15 protein-coding genes and 2 pseudogenes are annotated in these 19738 nt (G+C 67.1%); 8 read left to right on the plus strand and 9 right to left on the minus strand.

What is annotated here, in order from left to right; translation table 11 throughout:
- Positions 1-15 precede the first annotated feature (15 nt).
- Positions 16-1005, plus strand: coding sequence for a Bug family tripartite tricarboxylate transporter substrate binding protein (locus tag JJ685_RS25855; RefSeq protein WP_201677248.1), 990 nt, complete (start codon positions 16-18; stop codon positions 1003-1005).
- 25 nt (positions 1006-1030) lie between these two features.
- On the opposite strand, the gene JJ685_RS25860 is transcribed toward JJ685_RS25855, so the two are convergent.
- From JJ685_RS25860 to JJ685_RS29950, 3 genes and pseudogenes are all read right to left on the minus strand, one after another.
- Entirely contained in the window at positions 1031-2131 is a 1101-nt protein-coding gene (locus tag JJ685_RS25860; RefSeq protein ID WP_201677249.1) for an ABC transporter substrate-binding protein, read from the minus strand.
- Between the two features lie 192 nt (positions 2132-2323).
- Positions 2324-3502: an FAD-dependent monooxygenase gene (locus JJ685_RS25865; protein ID WP_201677250.1), complete on the minus strand. Its 1179-nt coding sequence runs from the start codon at positions 3500-3502 to the stop codon at positions 2324-2326.
- 18 nt (positions 3503-3520) lie between these two features.
- Positions 3521-4176, minus strand: a pseudogene (locus JJ685_RS29950) (tripartite tricarboxylate transporter substrate-binding protein).
- Positions 4177-4534: 358 nt separating this feature from the next.
- Here JJ685_RS29950 and JJ685_RS25875 point away from each other — a divergent pair.
- The 4 genes from JJ685_RS25875 (at position 4535) to JJ685_RS25890 (ending at position 9681) form a co-directional block, all read left to right on the plus strand.
- Positions 4535-5593, plus strand: coding sequence for an alpha/beta hydrolase (locus JJ685_RS25875; RefSeq protein WP_236599268.1), 1059 nt, complete (start codon positions 4535-4537; stop codon positions 5591-5593).
- Between the two features lie 100 nt (positions 5594-5693).
- Positions 5694-6521: an inositol monophosphatase family protein gene (locus JJ685_RS25880; RefSeq protein WP_201677251.1), complete on the plus strand. Its 828-nt coding sequence runs from the start codon at positions 5694-5696 to the stop codon at positions 6519-6521.
- A 128-nt stretch (positions 6522-6649) separates the two neighbouring features.
- Positions 6650-8992 (plus strand): NADPH-dependent glutamate synthase, encoded by a 2343-nt coding sequence (gene gltA, locus JJ685_RS25885; RefSeq protein ID WP_201677252.1) that lies wholly within the window; start codon positions 6650-6652, stop codon positions 8990-8992.
- An 11-nt stretch (positions 8993-9003) separates the two neighbouring features.
- On the plus strand, positions 9004-9681 hold the full coding sequence (locus tag JJ685_RS25890; RefSeq protein ID WP_201677253.1) for a ferritin family protein: 678 nt from the start codon (positions 9004-9006) through the stop codon (positions 9679-9681).
- Here JJ685_RS25890 and JJ685_RS25895 read toward each other — a convergent pair.
- The 6 genes and pseudogenes from JJ685_RS25895 to JJ685_RS25920 form a co-directional block, all read right to left on the minus strand.
- The gene (locus tag JJ685_RS25895) at positions 9644-10852 is read right to left on the minus strand and encodes a hypothetical protein (protein WP_201677254.1); all 1209 of its coding nucleotides are present in this window, start codon (positions 10850-10852) and stop codon (positions 9644-9646) included. The two genes, JJ685_RS25890 and JJ685_RS25895, sit on opposite strands and share 38 nt — an antisense overlap.
- Positions 10852-11463, minus strand: a complete 612-nt coding sequence (locus tag JJ685_RS25900; protein ID WP_201677255.1) for a hypothetical protein — start codon at positions 11461-11463, stop codon at positions 10852-10854. The genes JJ685_RS25895 and JJ685_RS25900 overlap by 1 nt, the downstream gene beginning before the upstream one ends.
- Positions 11460-12299 (minus strand): serine hydrolase, encoded by an 840-nt coding sequence (locus JJ685_RS25905; RefSeq protein ID WP_201677256.1) that lies wholly within the window; start codon positions 12297-12299, stop codon positions 11460-11462. Before JJ685_RS25905 ends, JJ685_RS25900 begins: the two co-directional genes overlap by 4 nt.
- Positions 12300-13191: 892 nt before the next feature.
- Positions 13192-14744 (minus strand): annotated as a pseudogene (gene tnpC, locus JJ685_RS25910) (IS66 family transposase).
- A 62-nt stretch (positions 14745-14806) separates the two neighbouring features.
- Positions 14807-15130, minus strand: coding sequence for an IS66 family insertion sequence element accessory protein TnpB (tnpB, locus tag JJ685_RS25915; RefSeq protein ID WP_201677257.1), 324 nt, complete (start codon positions 15128-15130; stop codon positions 14807-14809).
- A 570-nt stretch (positions 15131-15700) separates the two neighbouring features.
- A complete protein-coding gene (locus tag JJ685_RS25920; RefSeq protein WP_201677258.1) occupies positions 15701-16177 on the minus strand; it encodes a hypothetical protein in 477 nt (158 codons plus the stop codon).
- Positions 16178-17380: 1203 nt separating this feature from the next.
- Between JJ685_RS25920 and JJ685_RS25925 the strand changes: the two genes are divergently transcribed.
- From JJ685_RS25925 to JJ685_RS25935, 3 genes are all read left to right on the plus strand, one after another.
- Positions 17381-17644: a hypothetical protein gene (locus tag JJ685_RS25925; protein ID WP_236599269.1), complete on the plus strand. Its 264-nt coding sequence runs from the start codon at positions 17381-17383 to the stop codon at positions 17642-17644.
- A 5-nt stretch (positions 17645-17649) separates the two neighbouring features.
- Complete coding sequence (locus tag JJ685_RS25930; protein WP_201677259.1) at positions 17650-17799, plus strand: hypothetical protein; 150 nt, start codon at positions 17650-17652, stop codon at positions 17797-17799.
- Between the two features lie 565 nt (positions 17800-18364).
- Complete coding sequence (locus tag JJ685_RS25935; protein WP_201677260.1) at positions 18365-19480, plus strand: Fic family protein; 1116 nt, start codon at positions 18365-18367, stop codon at positions 19478-19480.
- Positions 19481-19738 lie beyond the last annotated feature (258 nt).

The raw sequence follows: 19738 nt of genomic DNA on the forward strand, positions 1-19738 counted from the left end.
AATGGAGACCTTCCGATGAACCGTTCCTCCGATTTCCCGCTCCGCCGGCGCGCCCTGCTGGCACTGGGCGCGGGTGCGCTCGCAAGCCCCTGGGCCGCCGCGCAAGAGCCGTCCGGCAAGCCGCTGCGCCTGGTGGTGGCGGGACCGGCCGGCGGCAGCGCCGACCTCGTCGCGCGCCTGGTGGCCGAGCCGCTCTCGCGCGAACTGGGGCAGCCGGTGATGGTGGACCCGAAGCCCGGCGCCGCCGGCGCCATCGCCGTGGGCGAGCTGCTCAACGCGCCGGCGGACGGACAGACGCTGCTGGTGGGCGTGAACTCGCTGGTGAGCGAGATCCCGCACATCGTGAAGCTGCGCTGGGACATGGCGCAGGCCGTGCGGCCGCTGGCCGAACTGGCCCGGGGCGGACTGGCGCTGGTGGCCAATCCCTCGCTGCCCGTCGCCACCGTGCCGCAGCTGGTGGCCTACGCCAAGGCCAACCCCGGCAAGCTGAGCTACGCCTCCTACAGCCCCGGCACGCTGTCGCACGTGCTCGGCGTGATCCTGAACAAGGAAGCCGGGATCGAGCTGCTGCACGTGGGCTACAAGGGTTCGCCGCCCGCGCTGGCCGACGTCATGGGCGGCCACGTGCCGCTGATGTTCGACGGCCTGGCCACCTCGCTGCCGCTGGTCCGCAGCGGCAAGCTGAAGGTGCTCGCCGTCAGCACGCCGAAGCGGGTGCCGCAGCTGCCGGACGTTCCGACCTTCCACGAGGCCGGCTTTCCGCAGATGGATGCCGTCGCCTGGATGGGGCTGTGGTGCAAGCCGGACCTCGGCGCCCCGGCGCAGGCCCGCCTGCGCGCGGCGACGCTGAAGGTGCTGGCCGACCCGGCGCTGCGCACGCGCATGCTGGACACGGGCTTCGACATCGGCCTGCCCCGCGCGACCGAGGAGATGGCGCGCGAGCTGAGGACGGATTACGAGCGCGTCGGCGCCGTCCTCAAGTCGGTCGGCTTCCGGCCGGAGTGAAGAGGGCCCGGGCTCCGGCCCGGGTTCAGCGCCTGAACTTGCCGTCCGCCCCGATGATCGAGAGGTCGGCGAAGTCCAAGCCCGTGTGGTCCTCGGGCCCGAAGCCCAGCTCCAGCCCGCCCACGTCGAACTTGTGGATGCTTTCCAGCGCCGCGACGACCTTGGCCCGGGTGGGGTTCGGGCCGGCGCGGCGCAGGCCTTCGACCAGGACCTTGGCCGCGGCGTAGCCCTCCAGCATCTGCGGGCTCAGCTCCAGGTTCTTTTCCTTGGCCAGGGCAGCCGCCTCCTTGATGAAGGGGTAGGCATAGGAGCGCTCGGACGGGAACACCTGCGTGACGATCACGCCGCGGGCATCCTCGCCCAGGCTCTTGATGAAGCCGCTGGACGCATTGTTGGACAAGGTCACCACCTGCGCCGCGGACTTCGCCGCGCGCAGCGCCTTCACGCCGTCGGCCACCGCGTTGGCGGACGCGATCCACACGATGGCCTGCGCCTCCTTGGCAACGATGGGCGGGATGATGGTGGCGTAGTCCGGCTTGCCGCGGCTGGCCTTGATCACCACCACCGGCTCGATGCCCGCCTTGGCGAAGCCCTTGGCGGCACCCTCGCGTCCGTCCTCCCCGAACGAGTCGTCGGCGTGGACGACCGCGATGCGGGTGATGCCCAGCGTGTGCAGGTGCGACACCGCCTTCTCGGCCTCGCGCTGGTAGGAGGAGCGGACGTTGAAGATCGTCCTGTGGACCGGGTGGTGCAGCACCATCGCGCCCGTGGAGGGCGCCACGAGCGCCACGCCGCGCGCTTCCAGCAGCGGGATGAAGGCCTCGGTGTGCGGAGTGCCGCGGTTGAGGAACATGGCCAGCACGTTCTTCTCCTCGATCAGCACCTTGGCATTGGCGGCGGCGAGCGGCGGCTCGAACTTGTCGTCGAGCGAGACCAGTTCGATCTTCTGCCCGTGGACGCCCCCCTTGGCGTTGATGCTGTCGATCCACAGCTTCGCGCCTTCGGTCGTCTCCTTCACGCCGGCGGCGACCGGGCCGCTGAAGCCCGCCGTCTGACCGATCAGGAGCTGGGAACAGGCCCACACGGGCGCGAGCGCGGCGCACGCCGCGACCACGAACTTCTTCATCCGGACTTCTCCCACGACTCTCGTACCAAAAACGAGCGGTACTGTAGAGATGACCCCGGAGCGAAGCTACCGGGGTGAACCCGTAAGCCCTCCGCATTAATCCGCCTTGCTTACCGGACGCCGGCTCCTGGGCCAAGGGCCCTGCCTGCCCGCGGGTCCACGACCCCACGCCCCTGAGCGGGCAGCGCCTGATCAGGCCGGCAGCGGCACGGTCAACGGATCGTAGGAGTAGAGCCACTGGGAGCGGCTCTTCGTGAGGTCCTTCTGTCGGAAGGCCTCGCGCATCGCTTGCGCGTCCTCGATGCGGTAGAGGCTGCGGCTCTCGGTGGACTCGTTCACCACGCGCGAGGTGCGCGCGACCCGCGCCTCCTGGTAGGCCTGCAGGGCCGCGGCGACGGAGCGCCCTTCGGCCAGGCAGCGCGCGAGCACCGCCGCGTCCTCGATCGCCATGGCGGCGCCGGAGGCGATGTAGGGCAGCGTGGGATGGGCCGCATCCCCGAGCAGGGTGGCGCGCGCGGTACTCCAGCCGCCCACCGGCGGCCGGTTGTTCAGGGCATAGCGGAAGCACGCATCGCGGTCGATCGCGTCGATCGCGGTCTGGACCACCGGGTGACAGCCCGCGAAGTCGGCCTTCAGTTCCTCCCAGGGCCTTTTCTGCGTCCAGGACTCGCTCTCGGGCTGCGCGTGTTCGACCAGGCCCACGAAGTTCATCAGGGCGCCGGCGCGCAGGTAGTACATGACGGCGTGCCGCTTCGGCCCGCACCAGACGGTGGACACGCGGTCCATGAGGTCGGCGGGCAGGCGCTCGACCGGGATCACCGCGCGCCACGCGACGTCGCCCGTGTAGCTGACCGGCGTGGCGCCGAGGATCTGCGAGCGGATGGCGGACCGGATCCCGTCGGCGCCGACCAGCACGTCGCCGGACACCCGGCGTCCGCCGGCCAGGACGAGGGTCACCGCCTCGGCGGATTCCTCGAAGCGTTCGGCCTTCGCGCCCAGCACGATCGCATCGGCATCCAGGCTCCTGACCTTGCGCACCAGGATGTCGTGCAGGTCGGCACGGTGGATGTGGAAGTAGGGCGCGCCATGCGCGGACTCGTGCTGCTCGCCCAGCGGGATGCGGTGCATCAGTTCCGCGGTGTCGAACCGGCGGTACTCGAAGGCCTTGGGGCGGACCACCACGCGTTCCAGTTGCTCGCGCAGGCCCAGGTCGTACAGCACCTTGACCGCATTCGCGCTTTGCTGGATGCCCGCGCCGACCTCCCCCAGGGTTTGCGCCTGCTCGACCACCTCGACCTCGACGCCGCGCTGCAGCAGGCAGGCGGCGGCCGCGAGGCCGCCCAGGCCCGCGCCGGCGATGATGACCTTCATGGACTCCCCTCCCCGGTTTCAGTCCGCCTGGATACCGGCGGTCCGGATCACGTTCGACCAGCGCGCGACTTCCGCCTGCACCAGCCTTTCGAGCACTTCGGGACGCCCTGGCGTCACCACCAGGCCCTGCTTCTCCAGCGCCTCGACGACCTCGGCCTGGGCGAGGATCTGGTTGACTTCGGCGTTGAGCCGCTGCACCACCTGCGGCGGCGTGCGGGCCGGCGCGAAGAAACCGAACCAGAGGTCCACGTCGGCGCCCTTGACGCCCTCTTCGGCCAGGGTCGGCACGTCGGCGATCGCCGGCACGCGGCGATCCTGGGTGACGGCGAGCAGCCGGATTTTCCCGGTCTTGCGCTGCGCCAGCGCGGTGTTGACCGGCAGGATCATGGCCTGCACCTGGCCGCCCAGCAGGTCGGTGATCGCGCCGGCGGAACCCTTGTACGGGATGTGCAGGAGCGACACGCCGGCGCTCTGCTTGAACAACTCCATCGCCAGGTGCTGCGGCGTGCCGTTGCCGGGCGAGGAATAGGAGTACTTGCGTTGGTCGCGATGGTGCTGGCCGTCATGAGCAGCGTGTGGCCGTCGGGGGCCGCGTTGGCGACATAGGCGGTGCCGATGTTGCCGCTGGCGCCGACGCGGTTCTCCACGACCACGGGCTGCCCGAGGCGCTGCATCAGCTTGGGGGCTATGGTGCGTGCGAGCACGTCGGGCGTGGTGCCCGGGGTGAACGGCACCACGATGGTCGTCGGCCGGCCCTCCTGGGCGCGGGCCGCGAGCGGCAGGCCGGCGGCGGCCAGCAGGGCCCGCAGGGTCTCCCGCCTGCGGGCCTGGAAAATTCCCGTAGTCACTTCTTGTACTCCTGGCGCGCCAGCGGCGCGCAGGAAGGCACTCTATTTCGCGGCCGCGGACGGGTAAAGGCCGGCGCTGGAAATCATATTTTCGGGCCGCGCAACACTGCCGTGCAGGCGGATGCGCGCTTGTGCTGGCGGCCGCCGCGTCCTAAGCTGTCGCGCCCCACGTCTGGAGGTGAACATGCCCCTTGCCTCGTCCGTCCGGGCCGCCCTCGCGGCTTCGCTCGTGCTGGCCGCCGCCGGCGCCCTGGCGCAGAACGCGCCGCTGCAGCCGCGCGAGCTGCCCGCCAGGCGCATCCCCGTGCCGAGCACCGTCAGCCCCGAGCTGCAGCAGCTGATCGGCCAGCCGCTGCGCACCGGCTGGAACACGCCGCCCACCACGCCGGAAGGATGGAAGCAGCTGGCGGAGAGCCTGCGCGCCGCCGCCGCGCCGAACGTGCAGGCGATGCGCGAGCGCCTGAAGGTGCGCGTGGAGCCCGGAACCCTGGGCGGCGTGAAGATCTACACGGTCACGCCGGAAACGATCCGTCCCGAGAACCGCGAGCGGACCCTCGTGCAGGTCCACGGCGGCTGCTACGTGCTCAATCCCGCCGAAGCCGCCCTGCCCGAAGCCATGCTGATCGCCGCCATCGGCGGCTACCGCGTCATCGCGGTGGACTACCGCATGCCCCCCGAAGCCTATTTCCCGGCGGCCCTGGACGATTCGATGGCGGTGTACCGCGCGGTCATCGCCAAGACCGATCCCAGGCGCGTCGGCCTGATCGGCACCTCCGCGGGAGGCGCCCTGGTGCTGGAGATGGGCCTGCGCGCCAAGCAGCTGGACGTGCCCCTGCCGGGCGCGATCGCCTCGGGCACGCCGATGTCGGACAGCACCAAGACCGGCGACACCTTCCACACCAACGAGATGCTGGACAACGTCCTGGTCTCGCCGGAAGGCTTCTGCGATGCGGCCGCCGCCTTCTACGCCAACGGCCACGACCTGAAGGACCCGCTCATCTCGCCGGTCTACGGCGATATGGGCGGCTTCCCGCCGACCATCCTCACCTCGGGCACGCGCGACCTCCTCCTGAGCAACACCGTGCGCGTGCACCGCAAGCTGCGCAACCTCGGCATCGAATCCTTCCTGCAGGTCTACGAGGGGCAGTCGCACGCGCACTACGGCCGCGACGACCGCATCCCGGAAGTGCGCGAGGCCTTCGGCGAGATCGCCTACTTCTTCAACAAGCACCTGGGGAAGTAGCGTGCCTTGCCTGCGGGTCGGCTCGGTCGTCTTCGCCTTCGCGTCGCGGTCGCTGATCGACTGGCAAGCACTGTGCGGGAAGCGAACGTAGGCTGCACCCGTGGCGCACTTCACTCCCGAAGACCTGGACCGGCTCGCTTCCGCGCTGCTTCGGGCCGGTGCCGAGGAGATCATGCCGCGCTTCGGCAAGGTGGCGGCGCCCGCGGCGCGGCGCAAGACCTCGGCGTTCGACATCGTGACCGACGCGGACGAAGCCGCGGAACGCGCCATCGCGGGCGCGCTGCGAACGCACTTCCCCGGCTGCGTGGTGATCGGCGAAGAGGCGGCGGACAAGGATCCGGCGCTCCTGCAAGGCCTGCACTCCGCCGAGCTCTGCTTCCTCGTCGATCCGCTCGACGGCACCAAGAACTTCGCCTCCGGCCTTCCCCTCTTCGGGCTGATGGCCGCTGCGGTCGTGCGCGGCCAGGTCGTCGCGGGCGTCATCCACGATCCGGTCGGCGGCAGGATGGCGCTGGCGCGCCTGGGCGCCGGAGCCTGGCTGCAGGACCGCAGCGGCGCACGCGAAAGGATGCGGGTCGCCGACCCGGTGGCGGTGGAAGAGATCGAAGGAATCGCCGGCACCAACTTCCTGCCCGAGCCCCTGCGCACGCGCGTCAACACGAACCTGTCGCGCCTGCGGATGACGAACTGGTTCCGCTGCGCCGCCCACGAGTACCTGCTGGCCGCTGCCGGGCACTGCCACATCCTGTTCTACAACCGGCTCATGCCCTGGGACCATGCCGCGGGGTGGTTGCTGCACCGGGAAGCCGGCGGCTTCTCGGCGCATTTCGACGGCAGCGCCTGGCTGCCGTCGCACACCTCCGGCGGGCTGCTCTACGCGCCCGACCGCGCATCGTGGGAGGCCGTGCGGCGCGCCCTGCTGGAGTGAGCGCGGCCGGGACTGCGGGTAAACCGGTATTCGCGTGCGTATTTCGACCGGATCTTGACCGGCATCAAATCCACACTGGGGGGCGAGCTGCTCCACTGCGTTCTTCGTTCCCCCCGGAAGGAAGATCCATGGTCCGCATCCTTCGCCGCGAACAATTCTCCGCCGAGACCTTCCTCTGGGAGGTCGACGCACCGGACGTCGCGCAAGCTGCGCAACCCGGCCATTTCGTGATGCTGCGGCTCGACGACGCCGGCGAGCGCATCCCGCTGACCGTGGCCGACTTCGACCGCGAGCGCGGAACCGTCACCGTGGTCGTGCAGGCGCTGGGCAAGACCACGCGCCAGATGCGCGACGACTACGACGAAGGGGACGAGTTCGCCGACTTCGCCGGTCCGCTCGGCTTGCCGCAGCACATCGAGAACGTCGGCCATGTCGTGCTGGTGGGCGGCGGCCTCGGCATCGCGCCGATCTTTCCCCAGTTGCGCGCCTTCAAGCAGGCCGGCTGCCAGGTGACCTGCATCGTCGGCTTCCGCAACGCCGAGCGCATCTTCTGGACCGACAAGCTCGCGCAGTTCAGCGACGAGCTGATCCTGTGCACCGACGACGGCAGCGCGGGCCGCCAGGGCTTCGTCGACGCGGCCCTGCGCGACGTGCTGGAGGCCGGCACCGCAAACCTGGTGGTCGCCATCGGCCCCATGCCGATGATGCACGCCTGCGCCGAGGCCTCGCGCCCCTTCGGCGTGCGCACCATGGTGTCGCTGAACACGGTGATGGTGGACGGCACCGGCATGTGCGGCTCGTGCCGGGTGACGGTGGGCGGCGAAGTGAAATTCGCCTGCGTCGATGGCCCCGACTTCGACGGCCACGCGGTCGACTTCCGGGAGTTGCACGCGCGCCAGAAGCGCTTCCAGCGCCAGGAACAGCAGGCCAACGACGATCACGCGCACGTCTGCAGCCTCGAGGAACTGCTCGTCAAGCAGGGCAAGCGCACCTACAAGAAGTATTCGGCGCTCGAGCGGGTCCAGGTCAGGATGCCCGAACGCGACGCGTCCGAACGCTCCGAGTGCTTCGACGAGGTGAACCTCGGCTACGGCCACGCGGAGGCCCTGCGCGAGGCGGAGCGTTGCATCCAGTGCCTGAAGCCGACCTGCATCGAGGGCTGCCCGGTCCGCATCGACATCCCCACCTTCATCCGGCACCTGCTGCTGCGCGACCTCGAGTCGGCCGTGGACACCATCCACGAGTCCAGCCCGTTCCCCTCGGTGTGCGGACGCGTGTGCCCGCAGGAGAGCCAGTGCGAGGCGCAGTGCGTGCTGGTCAAGGCGAAGATGGAGCCGGTGGCGATCGGCCGCCTGGAGCGCTTCGTCGGCGATCACGCCAAGCCACGGCCGGTGCAGCGGGTGGCGCCGGAACGGCCGCTGGGCAAGGTCGCCATCGTGGGTTCCGGACCGGGCGGCCTGGCCGCCGCGGCGGACCTGCTCAAGTACGGCGCGGACGTCACGGTCTTCGAGGCGCTGCACGTGGTGGGTGGCGTGCTGCGTTACGGCATTCCCTCGTTCCGCCTGCCCCGCGACATCATCGAGCGCGAAGTGCGGCAACTGTGCGAGGCCGGGCTCAAGATCGAGACCAACAAGGTGATCGGCAAGACCTTCTCGATCGCGCAGCTCACGGAAACGATGGGCTTCCAGGCGGTCTTCGTGGCCGCCGGTGCCGGGGCGCCGGCCTTCCTCGGCATCCCGGGCGAATTCGCCGGCCAGGTGTATTCGGCCAACGAGTTCCTCACCCGCGTCAACCTGATGGGCGGCGACCGCTTCCCGTTCCAGGACACGCCGATCAGCCTGGGCCAGCGGGTGATCGTGATCGGCGCCGGCAACACCGCCATGGACTGCCTGCGGGTGGCCAAGCGCCTGGGCGCGGCCGACGTGCGCTGCGTCTACCGGCGTTCCGAAGCCGAGGCGCCGGCGCGCGTCGAGGAACTGCGCCACGCGCGCGAGGAAGGCATCGAGTTCAGCTTCCTGCACGCGCCGGTCGAAATCCTGCTGGACGAAGCCGGCGACGTGCGTGGGGTGCGGGCCCAGAAGATGACGCTCGGCGAACCGGACGCACGCGGCCGGCGCACGCCGCTGCCGCTGGACGAATTCGTCGAATGGCCGTGCGAGACGGTGATCTACGCGTTGGGCACCAAGGCCAACCCGATCATCGGCCAGGCGACGCGAGGCCTCGCGCTCGACAAGCGCGGCTACATCGTCGCCAGCGAGGCGACGCAGTGCACGAACCTGCGGGGTGTCTTTGCCGGCGGCGACATCGTCACCGGCGGCGCCACCGTGATCCTGGCGATGGCCGCGGGGCGCCGCGCCGCGCGTTCCATCGGCGCCTGGCTGGCACAAGGCAGGAATAGCTGGCCCGTCGATGCCGACACGGCCGAGGCCTTCGCCGGCCTTCCGGCCCTCGCCGAGTCCCTGCCGGATTGAGGAGAAAGCGAATGCTGTGTCCCCGGTGCCACCGGCCGCTCGCCGACGCAGGCGAAGGCCCGTATATCTGCTGCGCCGATGCGTCCCTGCAATGGCAGTGCGACACCTGCGGCAAGGTCAGCGAAGGTTTCGCCTTTCCCTACGGAGGCTGTCCGCAATGCGGCGGCAAGCTGGCCCTGCGTGAAGAATCCGGCGCCGTGGCCACGGATGCGGCGGCGCTGCGGGCCATCCGGATGGCGTTCGAGATCGAGCTGGGCGGGCTGGCCTTCTACCGGCGCGCCGCTGCCGACAGCAGCGACGAGGAACTGCGCGCCCTGTTCGGCCGCTTCGCCGCCATGGAAGCCGAGCACCTGCAGACGCTGTGCCGGCGCTATCACGTCGAGGCACCGGCACATTCGCACGCATTCGCCGTCGAACTGGCCGCCGTCTTCGGCGAGCAGGAGCACCGGCCGGAAGACCCCGCGGAGCTCTTTCGCATTGCGATCGCCATGGAAAGAAAGGCCGCCACGTTCTTCGAGGCCCGCTGCGCGAATGCCGCGCCCGGGTCGCCCGAGCAGCGCCTGTACCTGGAGCTCGGGGCCGAAGAACGAGGTCACGTCGACCTGCTGGAGACCGAGTACATGCGCTGGCGGGCGCGCAAGCCCGGGCTGTTCAGCGACTCCGCTCCCACTGGTCCAGGTGCTGGATGAGGTCGTCGATCGCGATCACCTCGCGCCGGTCGTCCTCGCGCCGGAACACGACCGCCGACCAGCCGCTCATGCCCACCGGCCGCAGGCTGTGGCCGTTCCTGCGCAGCTGCTGCCCCGAGACGGCGCGTATTACCACGCGCTCGTAGCGTGAGCGCGCCAGCTGCGCCGGCGGCGACAGCCCATCCCAGGCGCAGAGCCGGCCGACATGCTCGTACTCCTCCGGGCGATCTTCCTGGTCGAGAAGCGAAGGACTGCGCCCGCGCAGGACGGAGCCGATCAGCCGGAAGGTGAAGGGATCGGAGAGGCGGCGGACCGGGCGCAGGAAGAGGCGCACGGCGCGGCCCGCAATGGCTCGCAGGCTGAGCTCGCCGTCGCGCTCGGTCTGCCACATCTCCCGGTCGATGTCGCAGGTGAACGGGTTCTTCGGATAGCAGTTGAAGCGCGCCAGCCAGCCCTTGCGCGAAGTGTGGGGCATGGGGCGGAAGCCGCGGATGACGGGGATCCCGTGCGTGGAGAGCTCGCCCAGTTCGTAACTCGGCCAGGTCATCACCTCGCGGACCACGCCGACGATCAGGGCCGCGGTCGCGATCGTGAGGGCGGGGCTGGGCGTGAAGTCGCAGGTGATCTCGATGCGGTCCTTGCGCGGGCGCACGCCGACCCCGGTGGAGCGCCGGTTCGCCGCCAGCAGCATCACCGGGGCGGGCAGGATGTACGTGAGCAGCAGCGCCAGCTTCTCGATGCTGCGCCCGTTCGCAGGCTGCCCGGGCGGCAGCTCGAAGGAGACGTTGTAGTGCGCGCTGAAGCCGACCAGCCGCGTCTCGCGGCCGTGGCCCGCATCCCAGGCGTCGAGTTCGCCGCGGACGAACTGGATCGCCTCCCACAGCGAGCGCCCCGCGCGCGCCGCGCAGCCGCGCGCGATCTCGACCACCGGCGTGGCGACCTCGATCACGCCCGTATCGAAATAGACCGCACCCCCCGTGGGAAGGTGGTACGACCTGCCCTGGCGGTGCATCAGCTCGCCCCGGATGAAGTCGCGCGGGCTGCCGAACAAGTCCTCTGGACGCATCGGCTCGCCGTCCACCACGAGGGAGAACTCTGCCTCAAGGCCCATGGCGGCCAGCTTCAGGCGTTCCGGCGCGGAGGGCTGCTCCCGCTTCTTCTGCTGCACCATCAGCCTGCCTCCGGGGGTTCGGCGCGGTCCTGCCCGTCCACCGGCTCGAACAGCGTGTAGCCGATGTCGATGTGGAGATGATCGTCCGCCTGGCCGTCTTCCTGGCCGTAGGGTCGGATCCACACGCCCGGGACGACGCGGCGGGCGATGTCCGCGTATTTCCCGATCTCCTCGCGGCTGTCCAGGTAGGTGTCGCCGACACGGTAGATGTTGGCCGCCGTGCCCCAGCAGTGGCGCGAGGCGTGCCGGCTCAGGGCGTGCGCCGGCGAGCGATAGCCGCCGTTGGCGGCCACGTGCACATAGGTCCCCACCTCGAGGCGGAACAATTCGAGCGCCGCGGAAAGCAGCAGGAGCGCGCAAGGGACGTAGCGCGGGAACGAGCGCGCCAGCAGCGTCTCCCGCACGTCGACCCCGATGAGTTCCCACACCTTGAAGTGCGGAGTGAGGTCCGTTGCGAGCGCGTGGTTCCAGGAATCCACCCGCAGGAACGACGACGGCAGGACGCGCGGGGCGCCCGAGCGGTCCTGCAGCTTCTCGCCGGGACGCAGCACCTGCTGCCACTCCGGCGGCAGGCCGTCGGCGAGCACGAGGGGCAGCGGCAGCGTGGTCATCTCGTGCCCCTCGTCATGTACTCGTACACGGCCCGCGAGATGCGCGCGATCGTCTCCTGCCGGCGGCCGTTCACTTCCGCTGCCCACTCGGTGAGGATGATCACGACGTACGCGTCGCGGCCATCGAGGTACACGATACCCGCATCGTGGGCGATGGTCGAAATCTCGCCCGTCTTGTTGGCGACGCGCGCGTCGTCCGGCAGGCCGGCGGGAATGCCGCTACGGAACTGCTGCTGGTGCAGGATGTCCAGCATCGCCCGCGAGGCTTCGGGGGAGACGGCCTTGCCCTCTTCGATCAGGCGCATGGCGTCGCAAAGGCCGGCCGCCGTCACTCGGTTGTTGATGCCGGCCTCCCACGCGGCCTCGTCTTCCACGCCGCGCCGCAAGTCGATCCCACCCAGGTGGAGTCGCGCGAGGGAGGCGCGCGCCGCCTCGACCCCGACCAGATCGAGCAGCAGGTTGGTGGCGAGATTGCTGCTGGTCACGATCATGTGTTCGGCCAGCTCGTGCACCGTGAGCATGCGCCCGATTGCCGCGTGCACGGCCGCGTTCGCGTCGCGCTCCGGGCCGACGCGAAAGGGCCGGCCGTCCACGGTGCTGAGGAAACGATTGCGCACGTGCACCCGCGAGAACGGCGCGAAGCGGTGCTGCTCGATGGCCTCGTACACGGCCAGCAGCACCGGCACCTTGATGGTGCTCGCGGCGTGGAACCAGCGGGCCGGGTTGAGCGACCACGTAGTGTGATGCTCGAAGTCGTAGGCCGCGACCGCGATGGCGGCCGCGTTGGCCTCATCGCCGATCCGCAGGATGGTGTCGCGCAGGGTGACTTCGGCCATGTTTTGGGGAGGGGTTGTTGTTCTGGCGCGGAGCCAGGCAACTCACTTCTTCTGGTTCTGCCCCTGGGAACGCTGGCGCCCCTGCGCTTGCCCCTTGCCTTGGGCTTGCGACTTCGGCTCGGCATTCGCCCGCCGGTCGCCGGACTTCATTCCTTCCTTCCTGCTCGGCCCATTCTTGAGTCCACCCTTTGCCACTCTGATCTCCTTGCAGCTGAGGTTGCGAGAAACGCTATCGGTGTTCTGCACGAATGGTGCGACAACGAGCGAGGACACCGCGTCGGACTTGAGCCCAAAGTGGGCGACAAGGCTGCGAACGAACTGCGCGGCTGCGATGCGCGGGTAAGGCTCACCTCTGGGTAGAGGCCCAGGCCACGTCGGTCAGGCGACCACTGAGCTGGACGGTCCGGTGGCGGGTGGGAAGCATCGGGATCGCCGTGGACGACCCGGGACCCCAAAAGACAAAAAGCCTTGATCTTCAAGGCTTTTTGCTGGTTTCTGGGACCTCGGTGGGCGATGTTTTGGCGGAGCAGGAGTCTGTCAAGACCCGCGCCCTATAAGGCTTGGCGACCGACTCTCTGCGTGTCCACCGGTTCGTCCGCCATGAAAATTGGGACCGCGGCCCGGTCACTGGTCACTGAAGTTCAGTACGCCGTTGAGTCACTGTCGGACGGAAGGACTGCCCGTGAGGACTCACGTGCGTGGTGCGTGCTAGCGTCTCTCAGCTCGTCAGAGCCTAGATACCGAGCTCCCTCTGCACCTGCGCCTCGGAACCGGCCAGGCATTCGCAGACGGCAAGCGCCTGGAAGGCGCGCTGCGCAGTGCGGAGCGAGATCGCAGGGCCGGATCGCGCGCGATTGGTATGCGTACGGTGATCCCGTCTTGACGCCGCCCTTCAAGAGCTGGCTTGTGCTGCCGCCCACCTGTGCGGCAGCAGTTCGTCGATCCGCCTTGCCGGCTGCGTCGGAAGTCGCTCGAGCACGTCACGCAGATACGCGTAAGGGTCGTGCCCGTTCATGCGCGCCGAGTGGATCAGGCTCATCACCGCAGCGGCGCGTTTGCCGGCCCGCAGGCTGCCGGCAAATAGCAAGTTCGCCCGGCCAATTGCAACCGGCCTGATCTGGTTCTCCGCCCAATTGTTGTCCGCAGGCAGGGCATCATCGTCGATGTAGCGCGTGAGCGCCTGCCATCGTCCGAGGCTGTAGTCGATCGCTTTGGCCGTGGCCGACCCAGGCGGCACCTTCTGGCGTTGCACAACGAGCCACTCGTGCAACGCTTTGGCAATGGGCCTGGCCTTTTCCTGTCGGATTGATCGTCGTCGCTCGGCATCCATGTCGGCCACCTCGCGCTCGACTTTGTACAGCTCGCCAAACAATGCCAGTGCCTGTTCGCCAACAACACTCTTGTGATTCGCCCACAGCTCGTGGAATTTGCGCCGCGCGTGCGCCAGGCAGCCGGCCTCCGTGACGCCGTCGGCAAAGAGAGCCTTGTAGCCCGAGTAGTCATCGCACACCAGCGTGCCGCGCCAGCCGTCCTCGCCGGGGTGGCCGAGAAACTGCGCCGCATGTCTGCCGGCACGCCCCTCGGCAAAGTCGAACACCACCAGCCTGGTGGACTGCAGTTTCGTGCTGCAGTAGGTCCACAGATATGCCCGGTGCGTCTTGCGGGCGCCGGGATCGAGCATCGCCACCGGCGTCTCGTCGGCGTGCAGCACAGGCTGCTGAAGCAGTTCGGCCCTCATGGCATCGACCAGCGGCTGCAGTTGCACCCCGCAGCTGCCCACCCATTGCGCCAGCGTTGACCTCGGGATCGCCAGGCCGGCACGCGCAAAGATCCCTTCCTGGCGATACAGCGGCAGGTGGTCGGCGTATTTGGCAACCAGTCCTGCGCGAGCAAGCCGGTCGTCGCAAGCCCTTTATCGATCACGTGCGGCGCCACTGCGACTTGCACCAGCTTCTCGCACTTGGCGCAGGCCCACTTGCCGCGCACGTGCCGCTCCACCGTAAGGACGCCCGGCTGGTAATCGAGCTTCTCGGCGACGTCCTCGCCGATGCGCTTCATCTGGCAGCCGCAACTGCAGGTGGTGTTTTCCGGCTCGTGGTGGATCTCGCGTCGCGGCAATTGCGGCGGCAGCGGCTGGCGCTTCGGCTTGTTCTTCTCGCCAGCGGGCTTGTCCTGCGGCACCAGGCGCGCTATCTCCTCGGACACCGCCTGCAGGTCGGCGTCGAGAGTCTCCTCGAGCAGGCTGCGCTGCTCCGCGTCGAAGCGCTCGGACTGGGCAGCGAACTTCAGCCGCTTGAGCACGGCGTTCTCGTGCGTGAGCTTGTCGATGATCGCCTGCTTGTGCGCCGCCTCTCGGGTCTGGCGCTGGACCACTTCCTGCAGTTCCCGCACAGCCTGGCGAAGCTGCTGCGGATCCAGTGAGTCGAATGAGGTATCAGCGATCACGGAGGGGCATTGTTCCCGACGCAAGATCGTCGGGTATCGGCACATGCCGCAATTGCGCGGCACTACAGAATCTTGATGATTCCTGCCTCGCCGACAAGTTGCCAGGGAAGACCGAGCACCAGCGCATCAAACTGGGCGCGCGTCAGCGACCTCTTGATGCTTTCCTCGCGTGGCCAGACGAAGCGGCCGGCATTCAGACGCCTCGCGGCCAGCCAGACTCCGATGCCGTCGTGCACCAGCACTTTCATGCGGTTGGAGCGTCGGTTCGCAAACAGGTAGGCGTGGTGCGGGTGGGCCGCACCGAACACGCGAACGACGCGCGCCAACGCCGCTTCAGTTCCCGAGCGCATGTCCAGCGGCTCCACGGCCAGCCAGACCGCGTCCACTCGGATTACTTCAGCAACTCGCGCAGCCACACTCCGCAAGCACCGGCTGCCTCCGCGGGCCAGGCGATCGACGCGGACACCGCGCCGCGGCGCAGCTCGATGCGAATCGTCGCGGCAGGGACGGCAGCGGCAACAGGGGCGTTAGCCAGAGGCAGTGCGAGGAACTCACCGGCGCCATCGGCGGGACACGCGTCACCACCACGCAGCTCTCGACCGCGCGCTTACGAAGATCTCGCCGCATAGCCGGCACTTCAGCTGCGGCTGATTCTTACCCGCGGCGACCACGGTGTAGTCGCCTGGGCCGACGTCGGCCGCGCGCACGGCGTGGGCTCCCCGCTTGCTTTCCGGCTTCGGGGGCACTCCGAAGTTTCCGCACCTCGGGTTCTTGCAGTGGTTGACCTGGATGCCAGCCGCCGTCGGAGGGAACCGTGGCGGCCAGGGGCTGGGCGAGCCGGAGGCCGGAGAAGAATTTTCCTTGGGCAAAGAAAAGCCCCAGTCATTGACCGGGGCAGATTGTCGGCCCGGCCGAGCGGCCTTACCAACTATTTTTGAGAGCGGCTAGAACCGGGACTACTTCTTTTCTGCGATGCTCTTTTCTACGATGCGGTCGAAGTCGGCCTTCTTCATTCGCAGAATCACCTCGTCGCCCTCCACAATGATGGAAGTCTTCCCGGGTCCAACAGCGTTGTACTTTGCGTCCGCAGCTTTGCGGTCTGCGCTGTTGGCAACCACTGTTCGGGCGGCACCCGAAGCGCCGGCCGCCGGAGGAATCACTTTCAGCAAATAGCCGGTAGGCGCCTTTGCCGTTCTACCGATGCAACGCCTGCCATCGTAGTAATCGATACCGCAACCGGGGTGCTTCGGGCCAAGGGTGATCAAGCCAGCGTGACCGCCTGGACACTCTTCTACCTTGATGTAGTCCTTGCCGGGGCACCCCACGCAATACTCGCTGCTTTCTGCTAAGCCAAACAGGCAGTTATAGCCCGCCGACGCGGCATTCGACAGCGAGACCAGCCCGAGAAACACTAAGCCGCTAAGGTTCTTCAATTGCACCCTCCACGTTGATGACCCGTTAGTTTCACGTAAGCGAGGCTACACGTCTATGGCGAGCCGCAGCTTCTTTCTTTCGATCAACGATGTCGGTGAAGGTCAGCCGGGTCATTGCACGAACTCGTGCCGCGTTCGAGTTCCTGTTGCCAGTGCTGTTCGCACTGTTCACGCTGTCTCAGTTGTACCTGTTCGCAACTGGACCGTAGTTCGTCACAGAACGTCGGTGTACCGCTTGAGGGTGCCGACAAGCCACACGAGTGTGTGTGAGATACCGAAGGGCTTCGCGATCAAGCACGGCTCAGCACCGTGTTGGTACCAAGCGCGGATCAGGCGAACTTGCTCAGAACTGAGGCAGCGACGAGGGTGGGGGCGTATCATGCGGATATTTAATCCGCACGCAGGGTACTCAGGCAGCGAGTTCCTTCAGCCCACAGGTGAGGCTGGACCAGTTGGCCCGCAGCGGGCAGAATCGAGACACCATCAACGAGGGGGATGAATGAGCTCAGCAACCAAAGGTCTTGGCTTTGCAGTGCTGCTCCTCGGTTTGGCGACTTGCTTCACAACGAACGCGACCGATTGGTGCACAGCAGATCCATTGCCTGCGTCCGGCACCACGGCGCAGGCGCAACGAGAACTAGACGTAGCTCGTAGGATCGGTGTCTGGGGGGACACGATCCCCCGGGAGACGATCTACTATATTTTTACTGAACCCAAGCGTGTTTGGTGCTTCGCGAGAAACCAGGGTGAACCGGTTTTCAATCAATGTCGGTTGACGCTCTCGTCTCCGCATGCCCCCTGCGTGGATGGTTATTACTTGAACATTAATGCGGCGAGTGCACCTCCCGTGCACTGGTGGATAAACTTTTCCAACGCACACACTGACAAGGTCCGCGAGGTGTATGTTGTTTCGGAGCCGTAGAGCGCACTCAGGCAGCGAGTTCCTTCAAGCCACGGGTGAGCTGCCACGCTAGGACTTGCTTCTCGCTCTTGATCGACCAAATCCAGCTGAACGCCTTGGTGTACTGGAGTGACCCCCTGATCTTGGACCAGTAGGCTCACGAGACTGATACGCTGGCTGGGCCTTCACGAGGAGAAGGTTCATGTCAAGGAAGGTTCCGTACCGGCGGCACTCGCCGGAGTTCAAGTTGCAGCTGTGTCGGGGAGCTTCGATCAGGAGAGCTTCGCCGCCGAGACGCGCAGTTGAAGTACGGTCTGTCGAGCGCACTTATCCAGACTTGGCTTACGCAGTTCGATCGAGGCGACTTCGAGATGCAGGGGGCCGAGCCGGTTCCGGTGGCGGAGTACGAGGCCAAGATTGCTGCTCTCGAGCGCAAGGTCGGCCAGCTCACGATGGAGCTAGACCTGCTCAAAAAAGCTCCACGCCTGCGCCTCGTGAGCGGCAGCGAGACGTCCTCGATCATCAGCGGCCCCCAGGCTGCTCCATCCGACGGGGATGTGAAGTGATCGCGATGCCACGCAGCACCTACTACTACCGCTCGACCGCGCAGGCCGCGGGGCTGAGCGATGAGCGGGTGGTCGAGTTGATCGCGCGATTGCAGCTCGTGCTCGCCTGCACTGTACGAAAAGACAGTCGTAAAGGCACTTTAAGATTAAACTGACTGCTGTGCAATTGATTGCAGCGGGGCAGCTTCAGGGGCACGGAGCGATTCGGCTCTGACACTCAGACATCGTGGAATGACCGCTGCTCGACACGTGCGTGCCAACCTCAGGCCATTCGGGCGGGCGCTCGGCACGCACCGACACGCATTCCGGGTCCGATCACGCGTTGGCTCCGAATCGGCTTGTGGATCACGCGTGGACTCCCAATCGACTTGTGGATCACGCGTTGGCTCCCAACCGGCTTGTGGATCACGCTTTGGCTCCCAATCGGCTTGTGGATCTCGTGTTGGCTCCGAATCCGCTTGTGGATCTCGTGTTGGCTCCGAATCCGCTTGTGGATCACGCGTTGGCTCCGGAATCCGCTTGTGGATCACGCGTTGGCTCCGAATCCGCTTGTGGATCACGCGTTGGCTCCGAATCCGCTTGTGGATCACGCATTGGCTCCGAATCCGCTTGTGGATCACGGGGACGGCTTCCAGTCCGCAAACGTTCGGCGAGCTCTCGCGCCTCTGCGGTCACCGGCAGCCCGAGTTGTGGATCATAAAATCTGGTTTATGATCCACTATGCCGATTAGATACCACAGCGGTAATTTTCCACCGAAGAATCTCGACTGGCCCCGGCTCATTCCCCTCATCGGGGCCGCCAATGCCGCCGTCGCTCGTTACGACGGGCTATTGCAAGGAATTCCCAACCCGCGCGTCCTCCTTTCACCGTTGACCACGCAAGAAGCCGTGTTGTCGAGTCGCATCGAGGGCACGCAAGCGACCATGGGCGAGGTCCTGGAATACGAGGCTGGAGCAGACGACTCTTCTCCTTCCAAAACTCAGGACATTTACGAGGTCCTGAACTACAGGTCAGCGGTCAGAGAGGCCGAAAAGCTCATGAAGGAGCTTCCCCTGTCCCAGCGGGTGATCACGGCAGCGCACAGGGTCCTCCTCAGCGGCGTGCGGGGGCAGAACAAGGCGCCAGGCGAGTACCGCCGGGTCCCGAACTGGATCGGCCCGCCTGGCTGCACGGAGGACACGGCGCGCTTCGTCCCCATCAACGCTGCCGACCTGCCAGAAGGTATGAGCCAGTGGGAGAAGTATCTACACGAAAGCGGCCACGACAAGCTCATTCAGCTTGCCGTCGCCCATGCGGAGTTCGAGGCGCTGCATCCCTTTCTGGACGGCAATGGCCGCCTTGGGCGCATGCTCGTTCCCCTATTTCTGTGGCAGGCAGGCGTCATCCACATGCCCATGTTCTACTTGAGCGCCTACTTGGAGCAACGTCGAGATGCTTACTACGACAAGCTGCTCGCGGTTTCTAGCGCCGACGACTGGACTGGCTGGTGTGAGTTCTTCCTCGGCGCCATAGAGGCCCAGGCGAACGAGAACATGGGGAAGGTGCGCCAAATTCTGGCGCTGTACGACGAGCTGAAACTCAAGGTGGTGGAGTGGACCCACTCTCAGTACGCAGTCATCGCGCTGGACTGGATCTTTGAACGGCCGATCTTCAGTGGTCCTGACTACATGAAGGCTGTGAACATTCCGGACCCCACGGCGAAGCGGATCCTTCGTGTGTTCAGGGAAAACGGGATGCTGAAGACGGTGCGTGAAGCAAAGGGGAGAACCAGTTCGATCCTGTCATTCCCACGTCTGCTCAATGCGGCTGAAGGCTACACCGCGTTCGCAGAGTAGCGTGCTCGCCGTGCCGCTCACGGCGCCCCGTCGCGCAATGCCCCCGGCTTCCATCAGTGCCCGCGGCCGCAGCGGCAACTACTCGCGGCCGGCGTGGCTCCGAATTGGGATGGCAGACATCGTGGCGGACTAACGCCCGGATGGCCACCCAAAATCCCCCACCCGTGGCCACCTCAAACTCCTCCACCTGAATTGATCGGGAGAGGGTAGTAGGCCGGCGCCGCCGGCCCCCTTTGGACAGGACGTGAACTGACCTCC

The organism is Ramlibacter monticola, assembly GCF_016722785.1.
Taxonomy (GTDB): Bacteria; Pseudomonadota; Gammaproteobacteria; order Burkholderiales; family Burkholderiaceae_C; genus Ramlibacter; species Ramlibacter monticola.